At 75.0% G+C, this 22,538-nt stretch carries 23 protein-coding genes, 1 tRNA gene and 1 pseudogene; 11 read left to right on the top strand and 14 right to left on the bottom strand.

Translation table 11 applies throughout. The features are described 5' to 3' along the window. The first annotated feature begins 64 nt into the window (after positions 1-64). Entirely contained in the window at positions 65-811 is a 747-nt protein-coding gene (locus AYX06_RS05315; protein WP_062734901.1) for a DedA family protein, read from the top strand. Between the two features lie 9 nt (positions 812-820). On the opposite strand, the gene AYX06_RS05310 is transcribed toward AYX06_RS05315, so the two are convergent. Next, positions 821-1,855: a magnesium and cobalt transport protein CorA gene (locus tag AYX06_RS05310; RefSeq protein ID WP_062736897.1), complete on the bottom strand. Its 1,035-nt coding sequence runs from the start codon at positions 1,853-1,855 to the stop codon at positions 821-823. A gap of 71 nt (positions 1,856-1,926) precedes the next feature. Here AYX06_RS05310 and AYX06_RS20155 point away from each other — a divergent pair, with 71 nt between their 5' ends. Genes AYX06_RS20155 through AYX06_RS05290 form a run of 4 tightly spaced genes read left to right on the top strand, consistent with a single transcriptional unit; the run spans position 1,927 to position 5,591 of the window. Then, complete coding sequence (locus tag AYX06_RS20155; protein ID WP_232319398.1) at positions 1,927-2,400, top strand: NUDIX hydrolase; 474 nt, start codon at positions 1,927-1,929, stop codon at positions 2,398-2,400. Continuing rightward, the gene (locus AYX06_RS05300; RefSeq protein ID WP_062734899.1) at positions 2,397-3,425 is read left to right on the top strand and encodes a glycine betaine ABC transporter substrate-binding protein; all 1,029 of its coding nucleotides are present in this window, start codon (positions 2,397-2,399) and stop codon (positions 3,423-3,425) included. The genes AYX06_RS20155 and AYX06_RS05300 overlap by 4 nt, the downstream gene beginning before the upstream one ends. Before the next feature lie 44 nt (positions 3,426-3,469). Further along, positions 3,470-4,687 (top strand): pyridoxal phosphate-dependent aminotransferase, encoded by a 1,218-nt coding sequence (locus AYX06_RS05295; protein ID WP_062734898.1) that lies wholly within the window; start codon positions 3,470-3,472, stop codon positions 4,685-4,687. Between the two features lie 34 nt (positions 4,688-4,721). After that, positions 4,722-5,591 (top strand): PPK2 family polyphosphate kinase, encoded by an 870-nt coding sequence (locus AYX06_RS05290; protein WP_062734897.1) that lies wholly within the window; start codon positions 4,722-4,724, stop codon positions 5,589-5,591. A gap of 70 nt (positions 5,592-5,661) precedes the next feature. On the opposite strand, the gene AYX06_RS05285 is transcribed toward AYX06_RS05290, so the two are convergent. Next, a complete protein-coding gene (locus AYX06_RS05285; protein ID WP_062734896.1) occupies positions 5,662-5,928 on the bottom strand; it encodes an exodeoxyribonuclease VII small subunit in 267 nt (88 codons plus the stop codon). Between the two features lie 220 nt (positions 5,929-6,148). Between AYX06_RS05285 and AYX06_RS05280 the strand changes: the two genes are divergently transcribed. Next, entirely contained in the window at positions 6,149-7,969 is a 1,821-nt protein-coding gene (locus AYX06_RS05280) for an immune inhibitor A domain-containing protein (protein WP_062734895.1), read from the top strand. A gap of 115 nt (positions 7,970-8,084) precedes the next feature. On the opposite strand, the gene xseA is transcribed toward AYX06_RS05280, so the two are convergent. Beyond that, positions 8,085-9,386: an exodeoxyribonuclease VII large subunit gene (gene xseA, locus AYX06_RS05275; RefSeq protein WP_062734894.1), complete on the bottom strand. Its 1,302-nt coding sequence runs from the start codon at positions 9,384-9,386 to the stop codon at positions 8,085-8,087. 61 nt (positions 9,387-9,447) lie between these two features. On the opposite strand from xseA, the gene AYX06_RS05270 reads away from it, so the two are divergent. Together AYX06_RS05270 and AYX06_RS05265 are read left to right on the top strand one after the other, a co-directional pair. Next, positions 9,448-10,392, top strand: a complete 945-nt coding sequence (locus AYX06_RS05270) for a hypothetical protein (protein ID WP_062734893.1) — start codon at positions 9,448-9,450, stop codon at positions 10,390-10,392. Positions 10,393-10,402: 10 nt separating this feature from the next. After that, positions 10,403-11,485: a 4-hydroxy-3-methylbut-2-enyl diphosphate reductase gene (locus AYX06_RS05265; RefSeq protein WP_062736896.1), complete on the top strand. Its 1,083-nt coding sequence runs from the start codon at positions 10,403-10,405 to the stop codon at positions 11,483-11,485. Between the two features lie 42 nt (positions 11,486-11,527). On the opposite strand, the gene AYX06_RS05260 is transcribed toward AYX06_RS05265, so the two are convergent. The 3 genes from AYX06_RS05260 to AYX06_RS05250 all read right to left on the bottom strand — a co-directional run bounded on the left by AYX06_RS05260 (position 11,528) and on the right by AYX06_RS05250 (position 14,790). Then, a complete protein-coding gene (locus AYX06_RS05260; protein ID WP_232319397.1) occupies positions 11,528-12,988 on the bottom strand; it encodes a DNA recombination protein RmuC in 1,461 nt (486 codons plus the stop codon). Between the two features lie 70 nt (positions 12,989-13,058). Beyond that, positions 13,059-13,820: an ABC transporter permease gene (locus tag AYX06_RS05255; protein ID WP_062734892.1), complete on the bottom strand. Its 762-nt coding sequence runs from the start codon at positions 13,818-13,820 to the stop codon at positions 13,059-13,061. Positions 13,821-13,869: 49 nt separating this feature from the next. Then, the gene (locus AYX06_RS05250; RefSeq protein WP_232319396.1) at positions 13,870-14,790 is read right to left on the bottom strand and encodes an ABC transporter ATP-binding protein; all 921 of its coding nucleotides are present in this window, start codon (positions 14,788-14,790) and stop codon (positions 13,870-13,872) included. Positions 14,791-14,900: 110 nt separating this feature from the next. Between AYX06_RS05250 and ychF the strand changes: the two genes are divergently transcribed. Beyond that, the gene (gene ychF / locus AYX06_RS05245) at positions 14,901-15,986 is read left to right on the top strand and encodes a redox-regulated ATPase YchF (protein ID WP_062734891.1); all 1,086 of its coding nucleotides are present in this window, start codon (positions 14,901-14,903) and stop codon (positions 15,984-15,986) included. Positions 15,987-16,011: 25 nt separating this feature from the next. Here the strand turns inward: ychF and arfB are convergent, their stop codons facing one another. Next, a complete protein-coding gene (gene arfB, locus AYX06_RS05240) occupies positions 16,012-16,452 on the bottom strand; it encodes an alternative ribosome rescue aminoacyl-tRNA hydrolase ArfB (RefSeq protein WP_062734890.1) in 441 nt (146 codons plus the stop codon). Between the two features lie 126 nt (positions 16,453-16,578). On the opposite strand from arfB, the gene AYX06_RS05235 reads away from it, so the two are divergent. Both AYX06_RS05235 and AYX06_RS05230 read left to right on the top strand, forming a co-directional pair. Further along, positions 16,579-16,655: transfer RNA gene (locus tag AYX06_RS05235), tRNA-Met, on the top strand. Positions 16,656-16,741: 86 nt separating this feature from the next. Continuing rightward, positions 16,742-17,830 carry a DNA glycosylase AlkZ-like family protein gene (locus AYX06_RS05230; protein WP_062734889.1) on the top strand — a complete coding sequence of 363 codons (1,089 nt, stop codon included), beginning with the start codon at positions 16,742-16,744 and terminating at the stop codon, positions 17,828-17,830. Between the two features lie 3 nt (positions 17,831-17,833). On the opposite strand, the gene AYX06_RS05225 is transcribed toward AYX06_RS05230, so the two are convergent. The 7 genes and pseudogenes from AYX06_RS05225 to AYX06_RS05200 all read right to left on the bottom strand — a co-directional run bounded on the left by AYX06_RS05225 (position 17,834) and on the right by AYX06_RS05200 (position 22,503). Further along, positions 17,834-18,205, bottom strand: coding sequence for a hypothetical protein (locus tag AYX06_RS05225; RefSeq protein ID WP_062734888.1), 372 nt, complete (start codon positions 18,203-18,205; stop codon positions 17,834-17,836). 175 nt (positions 18,206-18,380) lie between these two features. Continuing rightward, the gene (locus AYX06_RS05220; RefSeq protein WP_147017279.1) at positions 18,381-19,334 is read right to left on the bottom strand and encodes an AraC family transcriptional regulator; all 954 of its coding nucleotides are present in this window, start codon (positions 19,332-19,334) and stop codon (positions 18,381-18,383) included. Positions 19,335-19,444: 110 nt separating this feature from the next. Next, complete coding sequence (locus tag AYX06_RS20715) at positions 19,445-20,440, bottom strand: WSD1 family O-acyltransferase (protein ID WP_261775360.1); 996 nt, start codon at positions 20,438-20,440, stop codon at positions 19,445-19,447. Then, positions 20,428-20,787, bottom strand: a pseudogene (locus AYX06_RS20920) (wax ester/triacylglycerol synthase domain-containing protein); the annotation flags it as partial. The pseudogene AYX06_RS20920 and the gene AYX06_RS20715, both read right to left, overlap by 13 nt. Before the next feature lie 55 nt (positions 20,788-20,842). Further along, the gene (locus tag AYX06_RS05210) at positions 20,843-21,148 is read right to left on the bottom strand and encodes a hypothetical protein (protein WP_062734886.1); all 306 of its coding nucleotides are present in this window, start codon (positions 21,146-21,148) and stop codon (positions 20,843-20,845) included. A gap of 115 nt (positions 21,149-21,263) precedes the next feature. Beyond that, positions 21,264-21,716 (bottom strand): LapA family protein, encoded by a 453-nt coding sequence (locus tag AYX06_RS05205; protein WP_062734885.1) that lies wholly within the window; start codon positions 21,714-21,716, stop codon positions 21,264-21,266. A gap of 106 nt (positions 21,717-21,822) precedes the next feature. Continuing rightward, positions 21,823-22,503 carry an alpha/beta hydrolase family protein gene (locus tag AYX06_RS05200; protein ID WP_062734884.1) on the bottom strand — a complete coding sequence of 227 codons (681 nt, stop codon included), beginning with the start codon at positions 22,501-22,503 and terminating at the stop codon, positions 21,823-21,825. Between the last annotated feature and the right edge of the window lie 35 nt (positions 22,504-22,538).

The following is a 22,538-nucleotide window of genomic DNA, read 5'->3' as shown; positions in this document are numbered from 1 at the left end:
CGGGCACAATGGGGGTCGACCCGGCGGGACGACCGCGCCCCGCCCCGCCCAGCCCCGAGGACCCATGACTGCCGCCAGCTCCGTCCTGCCCGCCGCGCTCGCACCCACCGCTCCCGCGCTCCACGCCGCCCCGGACCTGGCTGCCGCGGGCGGCGCGGCCGCGGGACTGGGAGGTGTCGCGGAGTGGGCGGTGCAGGTGATGGAGACCATCGGCGCCCCGGGCGCCGGTCTGCTGGTGGCGCTGGAGAACCTCTTCCCGCCGCTGCCCTCCGAGGTGATCCTCCCGCTGGCCGGGTTCACCGCCAGCCAGGGCAACTTCTCGCTGGCCGGGGCGATCTTCTGGACCACCCTGGGCGCGGTGCTCGGGGCGACCGCCCTGTACTGGATCGGCGCGGCCCTGGGCCGGCGGCGGCTGCGGGTGATCGTCGACCGGATGCCGCTGGTGGACCTGCACGACCTGGACCGCACCGAGGCGTGGTTCGAGCGCCACGGCCGGGCGGCGGTGTTCTTCGGGCGGATGATCCCGATCTTCCGGTCGCTGATCTCCATCCCGGCCGGGGTCGAACGGATGTCCTTCCTGGCCTTCGTGCTGCTGAGCACCGCGGGGTCGCTGATCTGGAACACCGTGTTCGTGCTCGCCGGGTTCTACCTGGGGGAGAACTGGCACCTCGCCGAGCAGTACGCCGGGGTCTTCTCGCGGATCGTGCTCGTGACGGTCGCCGTGCTCGTGGCCTGGTGGGTGGTCAAGCGGGTGCTGCGCAACCGCCGGGGACTGTCCGACGCCGCCCGGCGCGAGCGCGGGGAGCCCTGAGCCCGGCGCTCACAGCCAGCGCTTGAGCCTGAACACCACGTAGAGCACCACACCGGTCACCAGCATCAGGCCCAGGGCCATGGGGTAGCCCCACACCCAGGACAGCTCGGGCATGAACCGGAAGTTCATCCCGTACACGGAGCCGATGATCGAGGGCGCGAACAGGATCGCCGCCCAGGACGAGATCCGCTTCATCTGCTCGTTCTGCTCGATCGCGGCCTCGTTCTGCCGCGCGGCGAGCTGGGTGGAGTCCAGCATCAGCGCGTTGGTGAGAGAGGACTGGAAGGCCTCGACCTTGTTGTTGACGAAGATCAGGTGGTCCAGGACGTCGCGCAGGCTGTGCCGCAGCTCGAGGGCCGCGTCGTCGAGCTCCTCGAGGAACCGCCGCAGCTCCATCTCCAGCGGGGCGACCGCCCGGTGGAAGGCGCTGACCTCGCGGGTGAGCTGGTAGATCCGCTGGGAGACCAGGCCGTCGCCGGAGCCGGAGAACAGGGCGTCGGAGATCTCGTCGATGTCGTTCTCCAGCCCCTGGACGACGGGGTAGTAGTCGTCCACGGTCTGGTCGAGCACCGCGTAGAGCACCGCCTCGGGTCCGGTGGCGAGCAGCCGCGGCTCGGCCTCCACCCGGGCGCGGACCCGTCCCACCCGGCCGTGCTCGGACCGGCGGACGGTGATCACGAAGTCCGGGCCCGTGAAGATGTGGATCTCCCCGAAGTCGACGGTCTCGGTGGCGTCCTGGTAGACGGCCGGGCGCAGCACCGTGAACAGGGTCCGGCCGTAGCGGTCCAGCTTGGGCCGCTGCTCGGCCTGCCGCACGTCCTCCATGGCCAGCTCGTGCAGCCCGAAGTGCCGGGCGAGGGAGTCGAGCTCCTCCTCCGAGGGGCTGTGCAGCCCGATCCACGCCAGCACGCAGTGCCCCCCTGGCTCCGTGCACCGCGGGTCCTCGGCCCGGAGCCGGGCGAGCAGCCGGTAGGTCTCCTCGAGCGTCGCGGGCGAGGCGATGCGCTGACCGTCCCGGTAGACGGCGTTGTCGACGATGCTCACGCGGCCCATTATCCCCGGGCCCGCCGCGCCGCCGGTCGTCGGTTCCCGGGCGGTCTTCCTAGAATGGGCCCATGAGCTTCCCCATGGACACCCGGGTGGGTGCCTACGCCGTCGTCGTCGAGGACGGGGCGGTGCTGCTGAGCCACTGGAACCCCCGCCACCCCACCCTGCGGGGGGCGTGGAGCCTGCCCGGCGGGGGCATGGAGATCGGGGAGCAGCCCGCGCAGACCGCCCTGCGGGAGGTCGCCGAGGAGACGGGATACACCGTGGAGCTCGACGAGCTGCTCGGTGTGCACAGCCGGCACATGGGGCCCGAGGAGCGACTGGACGGGCGCGGGCGCCCCTTCCATGCGCTGCGCGTCATCTACCGGGCGCACATCACGGGCGGGACGCTCACCGCCGAGGTGGACGGCTCCTCGGACGAGGCGCGCTGGTTCCCGCTGCACGAGGTCCCGGAGCTGCCGCTGGTGAGCCTGGTGACGGTGGGCCTGGACCTGGCCGGCGTCGCCCCGGCCGCCGCGCGGCCCGCGGGGCGGGACCGGTGAGGCGCCGCCGCACGACCGCCGGCCTGCTCGCCCTCACCGTGCTCACCGGGTGCGCCGGCACCTCCGGGGTCCCGGCGCCGACCTCCCCGGTCACGGGCTCGGCCGACCCGGCGGGCCCCGTCCGGATCGCGGCCGGCCCCACCGGGCAGACGGCCGTGCTCGCCCACGTCTACGCCGGGCGGCTGCGGGAGGCCGGCTTCGACGCCACCGTGGTCGGGACGGGGACCGAGCGCGCGGACTACCTCGCGGCCCTGGAGCGCGGCGACGCCGACCTCGTCGCCGACTACTCCGGCAACCTCTACCTGCACCTGCGCGGACGGGCCCCGGTCGGCTCCGCGACACCGGCGCCCACGGGCTCCGCCGCACCCCGCCCCACGCCCACCCCCGAGGACGGGGGCCTCGCCGAGGACCTCTCCGAGCTGCTGGGCCTGGGCGAGGAGCGGGCGGACGACGACGACGTGCTCTCCGGCGTGCGCGACGTCCTGCCGGAGGGCCTGCGAGCCCTCGAGCCGGCGCCGGCGGAGAACACGGTGGCGGTCGTGGTCACCCGGGCGACCGCAGTGGAGCACGAGCTCGACGACCTGGAGGACCTCGGGCCCGTGTGCGAGGAGCTCGCCCTCGGCACCGACCTCGACTTCGCGGGCCGCTCCTACGGCCCGGAGGGCCTGGAGGACGCCTACGAGTGCGTCCCCGCACGCTTCGTGCCGTTCGGCGACCAGGAGGAGCTGGTGGACGCCCTCCTCGGCGACCGGGTCCAGGCCGCGGCCCTGTTCACGGCCTCGCCCGCGATCGAGGACAACGCCCTCGTGGTCCTCGCCGATCCGCTCAACAACTTCGTCCCCCAGCGCGTGGTCCCGGTCGGCACCGAGGAGCTGCCCGACGCCGCCGTGGACGTCGTCGACGCGGTCTCCGCGCAGATCGACACCGACGACCTCGTGCTGATGACGCGGATGACCACGGCCCGTGATCCGTACACCCCCGAGGAGGCCGCGCGGTACTGGCTCGAGGGCGGCGACGACACCTGAGCGGCGCCCCGGGCGCCGCCCCGCCCGGGGGTAAGGTGGACCGCATGTCAGTGGTGAAGCAGTCCGACAAGCTCAAGAACGTCCTCTACGACATCCGCGGACCCGTGCTGGAGCAGGCGGAGCACATGGAGGCGGAGGGCCACCGGATCCTCAAGCTCAACATCGGCAACCCCGCACCGTTCGGCTTCGAGGCACCCGACGCGATCCTCGTGGACATGATCAAGAACCTGCCCAACGCGCAGGGCTACTCGGACTCCCGTGGCATCTACTCGGCGCGCACCGCCGTGGTGCAGTACTACCAGACCCGCGGGATCCTGAACCTGGACACCGACGACGTGTACCTGGGCAACGGCGTCTCCGAGCTGATCACCATGACCCTGCAGGCGCTGTGCAACCCCGGCGACGAGATCCTCATCCCGTCCCCGGACTACCCGCTGTGGACCGCCTCCGTGGCCCTGTCCGGCGGCACCCCGGTGCACTACCGCTGCGACGAGGACAACGACTGGAACCCCGACCTCAAGGACCTCGCGGCGAAGATCACCCCGAACACCCGCGGCATCGTGGTGATCAACCCCAACAACCCCACCGGCGCGGTCTACTCGCGCGAGGTGCTCCAGTCGATCGTGGACCTCGCCGCCGAGCACGAGCTGATCCTGTTCGCCGACGAGATCTACGAGAAGATCACCTACGGGGACGCGGAGATGATCAACACCGCGAGCCTCACCGGGGAGGACGTCCTCTGCCTGACGTTCTCCGGGCTGTCCAAGGCCTACCGGGTGGCCGGGTACCGCTCCGGGTGGCTGGCGATCACCGGCCCCAACTGGAAGGCCGAGAGCTTCATCGAGGGGATCAAGCTGCTGGCCAACATGCGGATGTGCGCCAACGTCCCGGCCCAGCACGCGATCCAGACCGCCCTGGGCGGCTACCAGTCGATCAACGACCTGATCCTGCCCGGCGGCCGGCTGAAGGCCCAGCGCGACCTCGCCCACCGGCGGCTCAACGAGATCGACGGCGTGTCCTGCCGGCAGGCCGACGGGGCCCTGTACCTGTTCCCGAAGCTGGACGTGGAGAAGTTCCACATCGTCGACGACGAGAAGTTCGCCCTCGACCTGCTCAAGGAGCAGAAGATCCTGGTCAGCCACGGCCGGGCCTTCAACTGGCCCGAGCCCGACCACTTCCGGCTGGTGACCCTGCCCTCCGTGGAGATGCTGGCCACCGCCCTGGACCGGATCGAGGAGTTCCTCAGCAACTACCGCCAGTGAACGGCGGTCCGCCCCGCACCCCAGGAGGACCAGCATGAGCGTCGCCGACCGCAGGACCGGCACCGGTTTCGAGCAGGACGTGCGGCCGCTGCTGCGCGCCCGGCCCGGACTCGCCCTGGCCGAGGTGGACACCGGGTCCACGCCCGGGTTCTCCGGGACCAAGAAGCTGGGCACGGCCCTGCGGGCCGCCCGCGAGGGGGAGCTCGCCGAGCTGCAGCGGCTGATCTACGCGGAGGCCACCGCCGGTGCCCGGCACCGGGTGCTGCTGGTGCTCCAGGGCATGGACACCTCCGGCAAGGGCGGGGTCATCCAGCACGTGCTCGGCCGGCTGAGCCCGCACGGCGTGCACACCCACGGCTTCGGCCGGCCCACGGCCGAGGAGGCGTCCCAGCACTTCCTCGAGCGCATCCGCCGGCAGCTGCCGCGCCCGGGCGTGATCGGCGCCTTCGACCGCTCCCACTACGAGGACGTGCTCGTGCCCGTGGTCCACGACGTGCTCGAGGACCGGCAGCTGGAACGGCGCTACACCGAGATCCGGAACTTCGAGCAGGAACTGGCCGACGACGGCACCGTCATCGTCAAGGTCTTCCTGCACCTGGGCCGGGACGAGCAGCGCCGCAACCTCATGGCCCGCCTGGGCGACCGGACGAAGCAGTGGAAGTTCGACCCCTCGGACCTCACGGCCCGCAGCCGGTGGGAGACCTACATGGCGGCCTACGAGCGGGCGATCGACGCCACCGACGCCGACCACGCACCGTGGTACGTGGTGCCCACCGACCGGAAGTGGTACGCCCGGGCCGTGGTCCAGGACCTGCTGATCTCCGCCCTGGCGGGTCTGCGCCTGGACTGGCCGGAGCCCCAGTACGACGTCGAGGAGATGCGCCGGCGGCTCGCCGAGCTCTGAGCGGCCCGCCGTCGCGCCGGGGCGCTGCCCCGGGTCGGCCGGCCCTGCCCGGCCGGCGTGCCGGGACCGGTCAGCCGTGGGCGTCGTCGTCGCCCTCGGCGTCCGCGCGGCGGGCCCGGGCGGCGTCGAGGCGCTCGCGGGCGCCGTCCAGCCACTGCTCGCAGCGGGTGGCCAGGGCCTCCCCGCGCTCCCACAGGGCCAGGGACTCCTCGAGCGAGGTCCCTCCGGCCTCGAGCCGGGAGACGACCTGCACGAGCTCCTCCCGGGCCTGCTCGTAGCCCATGTCCGCGATGTCGGACAGATCGGGCGCTGCTGCGGGACGGTCGGTGCTCGCCATGGTGGGGCCTCTCTGCGGCGGGTGGGGTGCGTGCGGTGCGGACGGCGGACCTCGTCCGGTCCGCGGCTGCGCCCATTCTTCCACCTCCGGCCGTGCCCGCGCCCTCCCGGAGCGCCCGGTCCCGCCCGGCGCCCGGGTGTGTCGCACATCTCACCGGACAGTCCGGGCCTATCGTCGGGAGCGTTCCCATTTGCAGTGGCACATGAATCGAGGCCCCCCCTTGACACTCGACATCACCCGCCGCGGCGCACGCTGCGCCGCGGCACTCGCCGTCACCGGCGCCGTCGTCCTCGCCCCCGTCCCCGCGACGGCAGCCCCCGCCGAGGGCACCCCCTCCGCGCACCTCGCGGGCGGTGCGCCGGGCGCGGACGGACTGGCCGCCGCGGCCGACGACCGCCCCGACCGCGCCGCCGAGGCCCGCCGGGAGCGCAACCAGCAGGCCGTGGAGCTGGTCGTCGCCGAGAAGGCCCCCGTCCAGGACCGCGGCGGCTCCCGGTCGGTGCAGGTGGCACCGGGCCAGTGGGCCCAGTACGGCCTGCAGGGGAGCGACCAGATCCTGTCCTTCCTCGTGGAGTTCGGCGACCAGGCCGACCCGCGCTTCCCCGACGCCCCCGCGGGGCCGGTGCACAACGACATCGCCGCGCCGGACCGCGCCGTCGACAACTCCACCTATTGGACGGAGGACTTCGACCGGGAGCACTACCTGGACATGTTCTTCGCCGACGAGGGCGAGTCCCTCAAGACCCTCTACGGGGAGATGTCCAGCGGCCGCTACACGGTCGACGGCGACGTCAGCGACTGGGTCACGGTGCCCTACAGCTCCGCCAGCTACGGCGAGACCGAGAGCCAGGCGGACATGACCCGCTTCATCCAGGACACCGCCGACGCCTGGTACGCGGCGCAGCTCGAGGCGGGGAAGACCGCCGAGGAGATCGACGCCTACCTGTCCGGCTTCGACCGGTGGGACCGCTACGACCACGACGGCGACGGCGACTTCGCCGAGGCCGACGGCTACATCGACCACTTCCAGGCCATCCACGCCGGCGAGGGCGAGGAGGCCGGCGCGGACTCCTCCGCCATCTGGTCGCACCGCTGGGCGGCCGGCCAGGCCGGCCGGGGGACCACCGGGCCCGAGGCCAACCCCTTCGGGGGCGTCCGGATCGGGGACTCCGAGCTGTGGATCCGCGACTACACCACCGAGCCGGAGAACGGCGGGCTGGGCGTCTTCGCCCACGAGTACGCCCACGACCTCGGCCTGCCCGACCTCTACGACACCAGCGGCGGGGAGAACGGCACCGGGTTCACCACGCTGATGAGCTCGGGGTCCTGGCTGGGTCACGGGGACGGCACCATCGGGACCACCCCCAACCACATGGGCGCCTGGGAGAAGCTGCAGCTGGGCTGGCTGGACTACGAGGTGGCCACCGCCGGTGAGCGCTCGACGCACCGCATCGGCCCGTCCTTCCACGCCACCAAGGCCCCGCAGGCGCTGATCGTGGCCCTGCCGGAGGACGCCGAGGGCAACGGCCGGTACTACATCGCGGAGAACCGGCAGTACCTCGGCTACGACGCGACGCTGCGGACCGGGCCCTACAACTTCGGCTGGCCGCAGTCCGCGCCGGACACCGTCGAGCACTTCCCGTACCAGGACGGGCTGAGCATCACGTACTGGAACACGGCCCAGCGCAACAACAACACGCGCCAGCACCCCGGCTCCGGGCTGGCCCTGCCGGTCGACGCCCACCCGCAGGCCCTCACCTGGTCGGACGGGGCGCTGGTGCGCAACCGCATCCAGGGGTTCGACGCCACCTTCGGGAAGGAGCCGACGGACCCGATCAGCCTGCACCGCGAGGTGAACGGGGCCGTGACCACCCTGGAGGTGCCCGCGCGGGCCGGGGTGCCGGTCTTCGACGACACCGACCCGGGGGCCTACTACGACCCGGCCAACCCGCAGGGCAGCGTGCTGGTGGCGGGCACCGGGACCCGGATCGAGGTCGTGCAGAGCAACTCCCAGGGCATGATGACCGTCCGCGTCGACTGACCCGGCGCTCCCGCCCGAGGGGAGCCGCCGGCGCCGGGCGCCCCGCACGGCAGGAGCCGGGAGCCGCACGCTCCCGGCTCATGCCGCGTCCCGGGGCCCGGGGATGCGCCCGGGCTCAGGCGCCGCCGGGGTGCTCGCCCGGGCGGCGGGCGGAGACCGTCTCGGTCCGCACGCCCAGCTCCCCGGCGGCCAGGCGCACCCCCAGCAGGTCCCCGGCGCGCACGGCCCCGGCGTCGGTGACCACCGCGCCGGAGGCGTCCAGGACCACGGAGTAGCCGCGCTGCAGCGTCTCCTGCGGGGACAGGGCGCGCACGCGGGCGCGCAGGTGCCGCACGGCGTCCCACTCCCGCAGCGCCCGGGAGTCCACGGCCGACAGCGCCCGGGTGCGCCACCGGTCGACGTCCTCCTCCCGCAGCAGGATCATGTCCTCCGGCTGGGCGAGGGCCGGGCGGGAGCGCATCCCGGCCAGACCCGCGGCCTCCCGGTCCAGGAAGGTGCGCACGGCACGGTCCAGGGACGCCCGGGCCCGCGCCACCCCGGCGCGCTCCTCCACGACGTCCGGGACGATCCGCTTGCCGGCGTCCGTGGGCGTCGAGGCCCGCAGGTCGGCCACCCAGTCCAGCAGCGGCTGGTCGTTCTCGTGCCCGATGGCGCTGACCACCGGCGTCCGCGCGGCCGCCACGGCCCGGATCAGGGCCTCGTCGCTGAAGGCCAGCAGGTCCTCGAAGGAGCCGCCGCCGCGGGCGATCACGATGACGTCCACCTCGGCCATCCCGTCGAGCTCGCGCAGCGCCTGGGTCACCGCGCGCACCGCGCCGGAGCCCTGCACGGCGACCTCGCGCACCTCGAAGTGCACGGCCGGCCAGCGCAGCGAGGCGTTGCGGATCACGTCCTTCTCGGCGTCCGAGTTGCGCCCCGTGACCAGACCGACCCGGCGGGGCAGCAGGGGCAGCGGCTTCTTGCGCCCGGCGTCGAACAGGCCCTCCTCGGCCAGGGCCCGGCGCAGCCGCTCGAGCCGCTCGAGGAGGTCCCCGAGCCCGACCGGCCGGATCCCGCGGCCGAGCATGGACAGCCGGCCGGTCTTGGCCCAGAAGTCGGGCTTGAGCTGGGCGACCACCCGCATGCCCTTCTCGAGCGGGCGGTCCAGGTGCGCGGTCTCGTTGGCGAAGAGGGTCACGGGCACGGAGATCTCCGCCTCGACGTCGCGCAGGGTCACGTAGGTGACGCGTGCGCGCTTGTTGAGCTCGATGATCTGGCCCTCGACCCACGTGGGGGCGCAGCGGGCGATGTAGGCGTGCAGGTTCTCCGAGAGCATCCGCAGCGGCCAGGGGTTCTCCGGGGTGGTCCGGTCCGCCCGCGCGGGCAGCTCGCGTCCACCGCCCGGGGGCACGTCCTCCTGCGGCTCGAGATAGGTCATGTCCCATGCTTACCACCCGGCGAGGACAGCCGCGCGCGACCCCCGCCCGTACAGTGGTGCCGTGACGACCTCCGCGCCCCCCACCTCCGGACACCGTCCCCGACGACGCTCCGCCACCGTCCTGCGCACCGGCCTCGGCACGCTCCTGGGCCTGACCGCCGCCGCGCTCGTGGCGGTGCTCGTGCCGCTGCACTGGGCCCAGGACACTCTCGTCTCGAAGGACGGCTTCACCCAGGTGGTGGGCACCCTGGCGGAGGACGAGCCGTTCCAGGAGGAGCTGGCCCGCACCGCGGTGGACCGGGCGGCCGAGCGCATCGTGGGGGAGCGGGCCACCGGCGTCGGCTTCCTCGACCGGATGCTCGAGAACGCCGTCCGCCGCGCCGCCGACGTCGCGGCGGGACTCACCTCAGACCCCGCCTACCAGCGCGCGTGGACGGAGGCGCTCGCCCGCACCCACGAGGCCAACGTCCCCGCCGACGGCTCGGCGGACGCCCCGCCGAAGCACCTCGTGCTCGACATCGGCCCGGTCCTGCGGGAGGTGGACGCGGCCGTGCAGCGGGCCGTGGGCGTGGACGTCGGCCTGGCGGAGCGGGAGAGCACGATCACCGTGCCGGGGTCGAACACCGGGCGCCTGATCGCCGCGGGGACCCGGCTCACGGACCTGGCCGTGCCGCTGACCTGGGCTGCCGCGGTCCTGGCGGTGCTCGCGCTGCTGGTGACCCGCCACCGCCTCGCCACCCTGGCCGTGCTGGGGCTCGGCTCGCTGGCCGGTCTCGGCGTGGTGTGGCTGGTCGTGGAGGAGGCCGTGCAGCGGGCCTCCGGCGTGCTGGGCTCGGACCCGGTGGTCCGGCTCGCCGCCGACCGGGTGCTGACCCTGCTCACCGGCTCCCTCGGCGAGCAGATGGCCACGGCGGCCTGGGCCGCCGGGATCACGGGCGTCGTGGGCCTCGTGGGAGCGATCGCGGTGTCGGGCGGATCACGGCGCGGCGTCCGGCCCACCGCGTAGCATGGAGGCCATGCCGACCACCGTTGCGCTCTCCATGCCCACCGTCCCCCGTCAGCGGCGCTCGCCCGCGGACGTGGCCGCCGCCGCCCCCGTCGACGGGCCCAAGAAGGTCCTGCTCGCGTCCCCCCGCGGCTACTGCGCCGGGGTGGACCGCGCGGTGATCGCCGTGGAGAAGGCGCTCGAGCACTACGGCGCCCCGGTGTACGTGCGCAAGGAGATCGTGCACAACAAGTTCGTGGTGGGCACCCTCGAGGAGCAGGGGGCCGTGTTCGTCGACGAGACCGACGAGGTCCCCGAGGGCTCGCTGCTGATCTTCTCGGCGCACGGGGTCTCCCCGGCGGTCGTCCGCTCGGCCGAGGACCGGCAGCTTCGCACCATCGACGCCACCTGCCCGCTGGTCACCAAGGTGCACCGCGAGGCCGTGCGCTTCGCCAAGAGCGACTACGACATCCTGCTCATCGGCCACGACGGCCACGAGGAGGTCGAGGGCACCTCCGGGGAGGCCCCCGAGCACATCCAGGTGGTGAACAGCCCCGACGAGGTCGACCGGGTCGTGGTCCGCGACCCCGAGAAGGTCGTGTGGCTGTCCCAGACCACCCTCAGCGTCGACGAGACCCTGGAGACCGTGCAGCGGCTGCGCGAGCGCTTCCCGTCCCTGCAGGACCCGCCGAGCGACGACATCTGCTACGCGACCTCCAACCGGCAGACCGCGATCAAGAAGATCGCCCCGGACGCCGACCTCGTGATCGTCGTGGGCTCCGCGAACTCCTCGAACTCCGTGCGGCTCAAGGAGGTCGCCCTGGAGTACGGCGCCCGCCGGGCCGAGCGCGTGGACTTCGCCCACCAGGTGGACGAGGCCTGGTTCGAGGGCGTCGCCACGGTCGGGGTGACCAGCGGCGCCTCGGTGCCCGAGGTGCTCGTGCAGGACGTGCTGCGGCTGCTGGCCGACTACGGCTACGGCGAGGTGGAGCAGGTCGTCACCGCCGAGGAGGACGTCCTGTTCTCCCTGCCCAAGGAGCTGCGTGCCCGGCTCACCGCGGCCGGGGACACCTCCCACCGCCTCGGCGGCCGCGGGGCCCGCCCCACGCGCTGACCCGCGTCCTGGTCCCCGCGCGCTGAGCCCCGGCGCCGGGGCTCAGCCGGCCGCCCGCTCCGCGCCGGCGCCCGCCCGCCCCGGGGCGGGGTGATCCGGGGACTCGGCGGACGGCCCGCTTCCCAGCTCCCGTGCCGCCCCCTCGAACCGCGTCCCGGTCGCCTCCGCGGCCGCGAGCGGCGCCGCGCCGGGCTCCGGCCCGTTGCCTCCGGTCGCGGTGGACTGCGCCACGGTGGACTGTGCCTCGGTGGACTGTGCCTCGTTGAACTGCGCCACGGTGGACTGCGCCTCGGTGAACTCCGGGGCGGTGAGCGGGCGCGGCGCCACCACGAGGGGCCGGGTGCTGAGCCGGTCGTCCGGTGCGAGGGTGGGGTCGAGGTCGTTGATCCGCCGGGCGGTGGGGAAGACCCGGGTCTCCACGGAGCCGGCCAGCCGGTTGTACGTCTCGACCGACTTCTGCAGCGACCTCCCCATGTCGTCCAGGTGCTTGCCCACCGTGCCCAGCCGCTCGTAGAGCTGGCGGGAGAGGTCGAAGAGCTCCTTGGCGTTCTCCGCGAGCCCGTGCTGGCGCCACGTGAACGCCACGGCCTTGAGCGAGGCCAGCAGCGAGACCGGGGAGACGAGGGCCACGTTGCGGCCCGCCGCGTGGTCGAGCAGGGTCGGGTCCGTGTCCAGGGCCGCCGACAGCGCCGACTCGGCGGGCAGGAAGCACAGCACCAGCTCCGGGGAGGCGTCCCGGGCCTCCCAGTACTTCTTCGAGGCCAGCGCGTCCACGTGCCCGCGCACGGCCTTGGCGTGGGCGCTCAGCTGGGCGCGGCGGGCGTCGTCGTCCCCGGCGTCCTGGGCGCGCAGGTAGGCGGTCATGGGCGCCTTGGCGTCCAGCACGATGTCCCGCCCGCCGGGCAGGTGCACCACCATGTCGGGGCGGATCGCGCTGCGCTCGCCGTCGGCGGTGGTGCCGGTGGAGGCGACCTGCTCGCGGAAGTCGACGTGGGCGGTCATGCCCGCGGCCTCGACCACGCGGCGCAGCTGCACCTCGCCCCAGGTGCCGCGCGCGGAGCCCGAGCGCAGCGCCGAGGACAGCGAGGTGGTGGCGGTGCGCAGGTGGTCCCCGACCTCCCGGGTGTGCGCCAGCGCCTGGGTGATCCCGCCGTACTGCTCGGCGCGGTCCCGCTCCAGCGCGGCCACGTGCTCCTCGACCGAGCGCAGCTGGTGGGCCACCGGCGCCAGGGCCCGCAGCACGTTGTTGTCCTGCACGGAGCGGGCGTCGGCGTCGCGCAGCCGGTCCTCGAGCTGGGCGCGGGCCTCGACGGCCGCGGCCCGCTCGGAGGCCAGGTCCACGAGCCGGTCCTGCACGGCGGCGAGCTCGGCCTGCAGCCCAGCCCGTTCCTCCTCCGCGGCCGGGACGTCCCGGCCGGTGCGGGCCCGGGCGGCCGCGGCGCCGAGGAGGGCGCCCACGAGCAGGGCGAGGAGGACGAGGGCGACGGCGAGGCTGACGGTCATGCCCAGCAGTGTGGCACGCCACCCGGACACCGCACGGCAGGGCCGCCGCCGGCCACCGCGCGCCCGGCGGTCAGCGGCGGATCGTGGTCCGGCGCACGGCCAGCAGCACGACCACCGCGAAGACCACCGCCCAGACCCCGGTGTTGAGCGCCAGCGCCCACAGGGGGTCCGACTCGACGGGCGGCCCGCTCGTGGCGACGACGTCCCCCTCCACCAGCGGGTACCGGGCCAGCCCGGCCAGGCCGTACAGCGGGGTGAACCGCGCGATGTCGAGCATGACCCCGGTGAGCGGGACGAAGAGGTTGCCGAAGAAGCTGAGCACCACCAGCAGCCCCGACGCGGCGCTGACCGCGGACTCGGAGCGGAACAGCAGCCCGGCGGCCAGGCCGTACAGGGCGAACACGGAGGAGCCGGCCACCACGATCGCCCCCGTGGCGGGCCAGCGCCAGCCGCCCAGCTCGGCGCCGGTCAGGGCGCCCACGGCGTACACGGCGAGCACCGGCAGCACGGCCACGGACAGGGCCACCGCCACCTTGGCCAGCACGTAGCCGTGCCGCGGCGCGGGCGTCAGCCCGATCTGGCGCCCCCAGCCGCGGGCCTGCTCGACGGCGGCCGAGCCGGCGATCGAGGTCGTGGCGGTGACCGCCCCGTACACCGCCATGGAGATCATGTTGTACCCGCCGGCGTTGCCGTGCCCCACGGGCAGGTCCGCGAAGTCCTGCAGCGCCGTGAACATGAGGTACAGCACCGGGGGCAGGACCACGGCGAAGAACGAGGTGGGAACCATCCGCACGGTGCGGCGCAGGTCGTGGGCGGCGTAGGCGAGGCTCATGGCGGGGACCTTCCGGGGAACGGGCGGGGCCGGGGTGCGGGGCGTGCGGTCAGTCGGCGACGAGGCCCAGGAAGGCCTCCTCGAGGCCCGCGTGGCTGATCTCGAGGTCGGTCGCCGCGGGGTCCGCCAGCAGGTGGCGGGCGATCGCGTCCGTGTCGGGACCGGTGAGGCGCCGGCGCGCGCCCACGGCGGGCAGCGGCGTGGCGCCGGGCACGTCGACGGGCCCGGTCCCGGACCAGCGGAAGCTGACCACCCGGGTGCCGGCGAGGGACTGGACCTCCGCGGTGGGGGCGTCGGCGACGATCCGCCCGCCCTTCATGACCACCGTCCGAGCGGCGAACTCCTCGGCCTCGTCGAGGTAGTGGGTGGCGAAGACGACCGTGCGGCCGCGGTCGGCCTCCCGGTGCATCGCGGTCCAGAACTCCCGGCGGGCGTTGACGTCCATCCCAGCCGTCGGCTCGTCGAGCAGCAGCAGCTCCGGCTCCGGCAGCAGGGCCAGGGCGAAGCGCAGGCGCTGCTGCTGCCCCCCGGAGCACTTGGAGACCTTCCGGCCCGCGAAGTCCGCGGCGCCGGCCCGGGCCAGCGCCTCGTCCACGGACAGGTGCCGCCGGTGCAGGGTGGCGACCATCGCGACGGTCTCGCGCACGGAGAGGTCGTCCAGCAGCCCGCCCGTCTGCAGGACGGCGCCGATCCGCCCGGCCCGGACGCTGCGGCGGGGTGCGGCGCCCAGGGTGCGCACGGCGCCGTCGTCGGGGTCGGTGAAGCCGAGGACCATGTCCAGCAGCGTGGTCTTCCCGGCCCCGTTGGGCCCCAGCAGCGCGACGACCTCGCCGCGGCCGATGCGCAGGTCCACGCCGTCGACGGCCTGCACCCGGCGGCTCCCGTGCCCGAAGTGCTTGCGGGCGCCGACGACCTCGATCGCGGGCATGGCGCCGTCGTCGGTCGCCGCGGGTCCGGTGGTGGTGTGCATGCTCCTACTCTGGCGCATGCCCCGTGCCCTGGCACGGACCGGGCGCCGGGCGATTCCTGCCGGGCCGCCCCCGCGCGCACCGCGCGGGGCGCCCGGTAGGATGGTCTCCCGTGGCTCTTACTATCGGAATCGTCGGACTGCCCAACGTCGGCAAGTCCACCCTGTTCAACGCGCTGACCCGCAACACCGTCCTGGCGGCGAACTACCCGTTCGCCACGATCGAGCCGAACATCGGCGTGGTCAACCTGCCGGACCCCCGCCTGGACCGGCTCGCGGAGATCCACGGGTCCGAGCGGATCCTGCCCGCGACCGTGTCCTTCGTGGACATCGCCGGCATCGTCAAGGGCGCGTCCGAGGGGGAGGGGCTGGGCAACCAGTTCCTCGCCAACATCCGCGAGGCCCACGCCATCGCCCAGGTGGTCCGCGCCTTCGACGACCCGGACGTCATCCACGTCGACGGCGAGGTCGACCCCGCCTCCGACATGGAGACCATCAACACCGAGCTGATCCTCGCCGACCTGCAGACCCTCGAGAACGCGATCCCGCGCCTGGAGAAGCAGGTCAAGATCAAGAAGGCCGACCCGGCCAAGCTCGCCGCGATGCAGCAGGCGCAGACGATCCTCGAGCGCGGGGACACCATCTTCGGGGCGGCCGAGCGGGAGAAGCTGGAGCTCGACCAGCTGCGCGACCTGAGCCTGCTCACCGCCAAGCCGTTCATCTACGTCTTCAACGCCGACGACGGGGTGCTCGGCGACGAGGCGAAGCAGCAGCAGCTGCGCGACCTCGTGGCGCCGGCCGACGCCGTGTTCCTCGACGCGAAGCTCGAGGCCGAGCTCGTGGAGCTCGACGAGGAGGAGGCCAAGGAGATGCTGGAGATGTCCGGGCAGGACGAGGCCGGCCTCGACAAGCTCGCCCGCACCGGCTTCTCCACCCTCGGGCTGCAGACCTACCTCACCGCCGGGCCCAAGGAGTCCCGCGCCTGGACGATCCCCGTGGGCGCCACCGCCCCGCAGGCGGCCGGCGTCATCCACACCGACTTCGAGCGCGGGTTCATCAAGGCCGAGATCGTCTCCTTCGAGGACCTCGACGCCGCCGGGTCCATGGCCGACGCCAAGGCCGCCGGCAAGGTGCGGATCGAGGGCAAGGACTACGTCATGCGCGACGGCGACGTGGTGGAGTTCCGCTTCAACGTCTGACGATCCGTCCGCGTCGGCGCCCGGCTCATTCCGGCCCGGGGCGTCGGCGCTGCTGCTTGGTCTCGGAGCGCCGGCGCTTCCCCTCGAGCCGGCGCCGCCGTGAGCCGTTCGTCGGACGGGTCGGGCGCCGCACGAGAGCCGGGACCAGGGCCTCGCGGAGGATCGCGGCCAGGCGCTCTCGCGCGGCGGTGCGGTTGCGCCGCTGCGAACGGTGCTCCGCGGCGCTGATGGTCAGCACGGTGCCCGACAGCCGTCCGGAGAGCCGGTCGAGCACGAGGGCGCGCTGGGCGTCGCTCAGGGCGGTCGTCGTGGCCAGGTCCAGGGAGAGCTGGACGCGGGAGTCGGTCGTGTTGACGCCCTGGCCACCGGGCCCGGAGGCGTGGGAGAACTGCTCGACCAGCTCTCCCGCCGGCACCCTGAGGCCGCGGGGCGCGCCGGGGCCCGGGGGTACGTGCAGATCGTCCACCCGACGATTCTCTCGCACCCGCGACGTGATGGCCGCTGTCGGAGTCCACGGGACACCGCTGAAGGCAACGGCTGCCCGCCCCCGATGTGCATGTCCGCCCGGAAGCGCGTACACTCGACGAGTCGCCGCGGGGTGGAGCAGTTCGGTAGCTCGCTGGGCTCATAACCCAGAGGTCGCAAGTTCAAATCTTGCCCCCGCAACCACGGAAGGCCCCGGACCGCATCGGTCCGGGGCCTTCGTCCTGTCCCGGCCCGGCCCGGGCGTCCGCGGGCATGGCTATCCTCGGGGCATGACCGTCCTCCGCCTGGATCCCGCCGAGGCCCGGCGCCTCGCCGTGCGCGCGCAGCTGCTGGACGCACCGCGGCCGGCCGACCTGCTCGCCGTGGTCCGCGGGCTCACGCTCCTGCAGATCGACCCGATCGCGGCCGTGGCGCCCAGCGCCGACCTCATCCTGTGGAGCCGGCTGGGCCGCGCCTACCGGCCGGCGCAGCTGCAGCTGGCCCTGGAGCGGGACCGCACGCTCTTCGAGCACAACGCCATGGTCCGCCCGATGGAGGACCTGGCCCTGCACCTGCCGGCCATGGCGGCCTGGCCCGCGCGCGAGGCGCCGCGGGAGTGGCTGCGCGCCAACGACCGGTTCCGCCGCGACGTGCTGGAGCGGCTGGGCGCGGCGGGACCGCTGCTCTCCCGGGAGATCCCGGACACCAGCGCGGTGCCGTGGCGGTCCACCGGCTGGACCGACAGCCGCAACGTCACCCAGATGCTGGAGTTCCTCATGCTGCGCGGCGAGGTGGCCGTGGCCGGCCGCCGGGGCCGGCAGCGGCTGTGGGACCTCGCGGAGCGCGTCTACCCGGCCGGCACCCCGGTGCTGTCCCCGGAGGAGGCCCACCGGCGGCGCACCGCCCGGCGGCTGCGCTCGCTGGGCATCGTGCGGGCCGGCGCGCCCGGCACGCCCGCGGAGCCGTTGGCCGTCGGGGAGGTCGGGGTCGAGGCGGCCGTGGAGGGCGTCCCGGGCACGTGGCGGGTGGATCCGGAGGCGCTGGGGCGGCCGTTCGCGGGTCGCACGGTGCTGCTGTCGCCGTTCGACCGGCTGGTGCACGACCGGGCCCGGATCCGGGACCTGTTCGGCTTCGAGTACACCCTGGAGATGTACAAGCCACGGGCCGCACGGCGGTGGGGGTACTTCGCGCTGCCCGTTCTGCACGGGGACCGGCTGATCGGGAAGGTCGACGCCGCGGCCGACCGCAGGAGCGGCACGTTCACCGTCTCCGCGGTGCACGAGGACGTCCCCTTTCCCCCGTCCACGGCCGAGGCCGTGCAGGAGCAGCTCGAGGACCTCGCGGCCTGGCTCGGGCTCCGGGTCTCCCGGGGCGGCTGAGGCTCAGGCGGCGGCCGGCTCCGCCCCGCCGTGCCGGTCCCCGGGGTGCTCGCCGCCCGGCACGATCCGCAGATCGGTCAGGTCGGCGCCGTCGAGCAGCGGCAGGATGACGGTGGCCAGCAGGGCCAGCGCCGAACCGTAGGCCCCGGCGCAGTTCTCCGCCAGGACGTCCATCCGCACCGACAGCCCCTGCGCCCCGCTGCTGCGGGCCGCGCACCGGGCCACCGCTCCGGCCCGGCCGAGCGCCTCGACCGTGCCGGCGTCGACCCGGCCGGCCGTGCGGACCGTGGCCTCCGCGATCCACCGGGTCCCCGGTCCCGTGGTGTCCGGTCCTGTGGCGTCCGGGCGTGCTCCCGCCTGCGCGACGTCGTCCATCGTTGCCTCCCCCTGGCTCGTCCCCGTGCCCCGGCTCCGCCCCCGAACCCGTGGTCACGACCCTGCGCGATGGTGCTGCGGCCGGCCCCGGCCGCCCTTCCATGGTCGGGGCCCGGCGGGGCGCCCCGCCAGCATCCGCTCCCGCCGGTGCGCTTTCCGGACCACCCGTGCCCGTTCAGGCGCGCAGCGTCGCCGCCGGGTTGCACCCGTGGCGCTCGCGGTAGGCGGCAGCGAAGCGCCCCCGGTGCACGAAACCCCACCGGACCATCACCGTCTCCACGGTGGTGCCGGGATCGGCGTCGAGCAGCGCGCGGTGCGCCGCGTCCAGGCGGGCGTCCCGCAGCCGGTGCGTCGGCGTGGTGCCCAGCTCCCGCCGGAACGCCACCTGCAGGCCGCGGGGGCTCATCCGGGCCGCGGCCGCGATCTCGGCCAGGCCGATGTCCTCGTCCAGGTGCGCCTCGATGTAGGCCAGCGCCCGCCGCACGGCGGACGGTGGGGCCGCGGGGCCGCCGGTGCGCTCCCGGGAACGCTCCAGGAAGGAGCCCGGGAAGGTCTGCAGCAGCGCCGTGACCAGGCACCGCACGGTCTCGGCGCGCACGAGCGGCGCCCGCATGAGCTCCTCGTGCGGCAGGACGTCCCGCCCCAGGTGCCGCACGGTGGCGGTCCAGTACCGGGCCATGGTCGGGTCCACCGGCCGGTCCCCGGTGAACTCCAGCCGGAAGTCCTCGTCGCCCAGCAGCCGCCGGGCGTGGGCCTGCACCGCCGCCGGCTGCAGGGAGACCGTCATGAGGTCGAGCTCCGCCCACCGGCTGGAGAACGGGCGGCGCGGGAACAGGAACGGTCCCCGGCGGGCGAAACGGTCGCCGCGGCCGGTCGCCGTCAGCTGCCCGCCCAGCACGTGGCCGACCCGCAGCACGCCGCTGCCGTCCGTGCTGCCGGCGGCGGAGGAGCCGCCCAGGCGCAGCCGCTCGTGCCGCAGCGGTCCCGTGCCGGCCGAGGAGAGCTCCATCCGGAACGGCTCGTCGGGACTGCGGCGCACCTCCCGCACGGCGAAGACCCGGTCGAGCACGGCGACGCCCTCGGCGGGGTCCCGGGTGGCGAACGCGGCCCGGTGCATCTGCTGGTCCATGCTGGGCACGCTACGCGGCCCGGCCGGCGGGACGGCCGACTGTGACGGCGCGTTGAGCGATGCGTGCCCGTGCGGCACGACACCGGAAGGGGGCCGCCGCGCCGGGCGGCTCAGGCCTCGCGGGGGGCCGCTCCGAGGCGGTCGAGCGTGTCGGCCACCCCGGCGGCGAAGAGGTCGAGGTCGGGGACGACGTCGGCGTCGGCGACGAGGCCGAGGTTCAGCCGCCCCGCGTAGGAGAGGGCGCCCACGGCGAGGGCGACGTTGCCCTGCACGGCGCCCAGCTGGAACAGCTCGAGCACCCGGGCGCCGCCGAGGCGCAGCGGCTCCGCGGGGCCGTGCAAGTTGCTCAGCCACAGGTTGACCAGCCGCTGGCGGTGCATGGTGCGGGCGGTCCACCGCTGCAGCAGGCGGCCGCCGGGCACGTAGGGCGGGCGGCGGCGCTGCGCCGCGGTCCCGGCCGCGACCCGGGCGAGCCGCGCGGCGGGGTCGGCCTCGCCCAGGGGGACCGGCACGATCCGCACGCCGGTGCGGTTGCCGCCCGTCTGCCCGGGCCGGCGGACCGAGACGGGCACGGAGACCTTCAGCACCAGGTCCGGCGTCAGCTCGCCGCGTGCCGCCAGCACGGCGCGGACGCCGCCGCCGGCGGCGGCGAGCAGGACGTCGTTGACGGTGCCCCCGTGGCGGTGGGCGGCCTCCTTGGCGGCCGCCAGGTCCGCGCGCACCAGGGCCAGGGCCCGCCGGCGCCCCACCGGCCGGTTGATCGACAGCGCGGGCGCCCGTCCCTCGCGGGCGACGGCGCGCAGCTGCTGCACCAGCCCCGCGGGCGCCGTCCACCACCGGCCGGACCGGGGAGCCCTGCCCGCCGGCGCCGCCGGGGTCCCGGCGCCAGTCAGCGCGGACGTGAGCGGGGGAGCCGGCGAGGAAGCCGGCGGGGGAGCGGCGTCGAAGAGCGGGGCGAGCAGCGCCAGGGCCGCGATCCCGTCGGCGACCACGTGGTGCATGCGCAGCAGCAGGCCGAGGCGCCCCCCCGGGCAGCCCGGGCAGGAACCACATCTCCCACAGCGGCCGGTCCGTCGCCAGGGGGGCGCTCGTTGAGCTCGCGGCAGACGGCGAGCAGGGTCTCCTCATCCGCGGGCTGCGGCAGCGGGCGCACCCGGACGTGGCGGCCGATGTCGAACTCCGGTGCGTCGGCCCAGCGCGGGCGGCGCAGCCGGTGCCGCGGCCGGACGAGGACCTGGTGCAGGCGCGGGACGTGGCAGATCCGGGCCCCCACGAGCTCCTGGACGGTTGCCGGGGGCAGCCGTCCGTCCGCGGTGAGCAGGCCGGCGCCGTCGAGGACCGCCAGCGCGGCCATCGGCATGGGCGCCCCGCGCTCCTCGACGCGCAGGAAGCTCGCGTCCAGGGGGCTGAGCCGCTCGGCCCGGGGCCGCGCGCACCGTGGTCGTCCTCGCACGGTCGTCCTCCGTTCCGGCGCACGGTCCCCGGGCTCGCCGCACGCCCTCCGGTGTCTAGGGCCGCGGGTCGCCCGCGCCCGAGGCGTTCTCCTCCAGCTCCAGGTACTCCTCGACGTCCACCAGCACGGCGGGCCCGGCCTGGGCGACCTGCAGGGCCACGGCCAGGCTCGTCACGTCGTCCTCGTCCAGGGGCTGGTCGGGCAGGTCCACGGCGTAGCGGGCCTCGCCGTCGACCACCACGGGGGTGATGTGGGCGGCGCCGGCCGCGAGGTCGACCACGGTCGCGGGGGCGACCACGGCGGGAGCGGCGGCGTCGGCGCCGGGGGCGTCCGCGTCGTCGGGGGGAGCGGGGCAGGTCATGGTGTCCGTCCTTCGTCAGGGTGCTGTCAGACTACGCGCTCCTCCGGCCGCCGGGCCGCAGCGGGCACCGTGGCGCGCCCGGTCCGGCCCGGCGCCGGTCCGCCGGACCGGGGGCTCAGCGCAGGGCGCGCTTGATGTCCGCGCGCTCCTTCTCCAGCTTGCGCACGCGGTGGTTCAGCCGGAAGAGGCGCACGGAGCCGACGAGGCCCATGACGAGGGCGCCGGCCACCGCCGCGAAGAGCATCGCGATGCCGAGGGGGAGGACGAACTCCCAGCCGAGGAAGCGGAAGTCCGTGGGGACGTTGTTCTGCAGGATGAAGACCAGCAGCAGGACCAGGATCAGCAGCCCGAGCAGCAGGGCCGTCCACATGGCCCCCGAGACGCCGCGCTTCTGCTGCTCGTCGAGGGTGGGGTCGGTGCGCACCGGGGGCGGGCCCGGCGCCCGCTCGGCCGGTGCCTGCTCTCCCGCGGCCGGCCCCGGTGCCGGCGGCGTCGCGTCGGCCGGCCGCGGCTCCTCGGGGGGCGGTCCGGGGCGGGGTGCGTCGGGGGACTCGGGGGTGCGTGCCATGACGGTTCTCTCCCTGCTGGTGCGGACGGCCGGTGCGGACGCTCGGGTGGGTGGTCGTGTGCCCACCGTAGCCCGCCGCGGGGCGCCGCTGAAGCCCCGGGCCGGCTCAGCCGGCCGCGGCGGCCGTGCGCAGGAAGCGGAGCGTCTCGGCGGTGACCTGTTCGAGCGTCTCCTCCTGTCCCAGCGCCGCCGACCGGCCCGTCCTGAGGCCGTGGTCGGCGCCCTCGACCGGGACCACCTCGACCCCCGGCGCCCCGGGCGCGGCGGCCCGCAGCTCGGCCGTGGAGCCGAAGGGGTCCCGGGTCCCCTGCGCCACGAGCACCGGCACGCGCGGCGCCAGCAGCTCCTCGAGCCGGGACCGCTCCGGCCGCCCCGGCGGGTGGAGCGGAAAGGCCAGGCAGACGACGGCCGCGGCCCCCACGGTCCCGGCCGTGCGGCACGCGACGCGGGCTCCGGCGCTGCGGCCGCCGACGGCGAGGGGCACCGCGCCGGCGAGCTCGGCGACCGCCGGGGCGGCGGCCAGCCACGCGGCGTCCAGGGCGGCCGGGCGGGGCGCGATCCGCTTGCCCGCCACCACCCAGGGCTGCTCGTGCCGGACCACGGTCACGCCGTGCCGGGGCAGCCCGGCGGCGAGCGCGGCGAGGTCGCGGGAGCCGGCGCCGCCGCCCGCGCCGTGCCCGAGCCACAGCACCGCCCAGGGGGAGCCGGCGGGGGAGGAGGCCCGGGAGACCAGGAGGCGTCCGGGGCCGGTCTCGGTGGGCACGGTGATCTCGTCCGGTGGCGGCATGGTCCCCACGGTAGCGGGACGGCCTAGCATGGCGG

Source organism: Kocuria turfanensis (assembly GCF_001580365.1).
Lineage (GTDB): Bacteria > Actinomycetota > Actinomycetes > Actinomycetales > Micrococcaceae > Kocuria > Kocuria turfanensis.
This window is presented reverse-complemented; position numbering and strand designations above follow the sequence as displayed.

Coding starts and splice junctions, on each gene's coding strand:
- AYX06_RS05315 (WP_062734901.1), top strand. CDS start 65: ATGACTGCCGCCAGCTCCGTCCTGCCCGCCGCGCTCGCACCCACCGCT.
- AYX06_RS20155 (WP_232319398.1), top strand. CDS start 1,927: ATGAGCTTCCCCATGGACACCCGGGTGGGTGCCTACGCCGTCGTCGTC.
- AYX06_RS05295 (WP_062734898.1), top strand. CDS start 3,470: ATGTCAGTGGTGAAGCAGTCCGACAAGCTCAAGAACGTCCTCTACGAC.
- AYX06_RS05290 (WP_062734897.1), top strand. CDS start 4,722: ATGAGCGTCGCCGACCGCAGGACCGGCACCGGTTTCGAGCAGGACGTG.
- AYX06_RS05285 (WP_062734896.1), bottom strand. CDS start 5,928: ATGGCGAGCACCGACCGTCCCGCAGCAGCGCCCGATCTGTCCGACATC.
- xseA (WP_062734894.1), bottom strand. CDS start 9,386: ATGACCTATCTCGAGCCGCAGGAGGACGTGCCCCCGGGCGGTGGACGC.
- AYX06_RS05265 (WP_062736896.1), top strand. CDS start 10,403: ATGCCGACCACCGTTGCGCTCTCCATGCCCACCGTCCCCCGTCAGCGG.
- AYX06_RS05260 (WP_232319397.1), bottom strand. CDS start 12,988: ATGACCGTCAGCCTCGCCGTCGCCCTCGTCCTCCTCGCCCTGCTCGTG.
- AYX06_RS05255 (WP_062734892.1), bottom strand. CDS start 13,820: ATGAGCCTCGCCTACGCCGCCCACGACCTGCGCCGCACCGTGCGGATG.
- AYX06_RS05250 (WP_232319396.1), bottom strand. CDS start 14,790: ATGCACACCACCACCGGACCCGCGGCGACCGACGACGGCGCCATGCCC.
- AYX06_RS05230 (WP_062734889.1), top strand. CDS start 16,742: ATGACCGTCCTCCGCCTGGATCCCGCCGAGGCCCGGCGCCTCGCCGTG.
- AYX06_RS05225 (WP_062734888.1), bottom strand. CDS start 18,205: ATGGACGACGTCGCGCAGGCGGGAGCACGCCCGGACGCCACAGGACCG.
- AYX06_RS05220 (WP_147017279.1), bottom strand. CDS start 19,334: ATGGACCAGCAGATGCACCGGGCCGCGTTCGCCACCCGGGACCCCGCC.
- AYX06_RS05210 (WP_062734886.1), bottom strand. CDS start 21,148: ATGACCTGCCCCGCTCCCCCCGACGACGCGGACGCCCCCGGCGCCGAC.
- AYX06_RS05205 (WP_062734885.1), bottom strand. CDS start 21,716: ATGGCACGCACCCCCGAGTCCCCCGACGCACCCCGCCCCGGACCGCCC.
- AYX06_RS05200 (WP_062734884.1), bottom strand. CDS start 22,503: ATGCCGCCACCGGACGAGATCACCGTGCCCACCGAGACCGGCCCCGGA.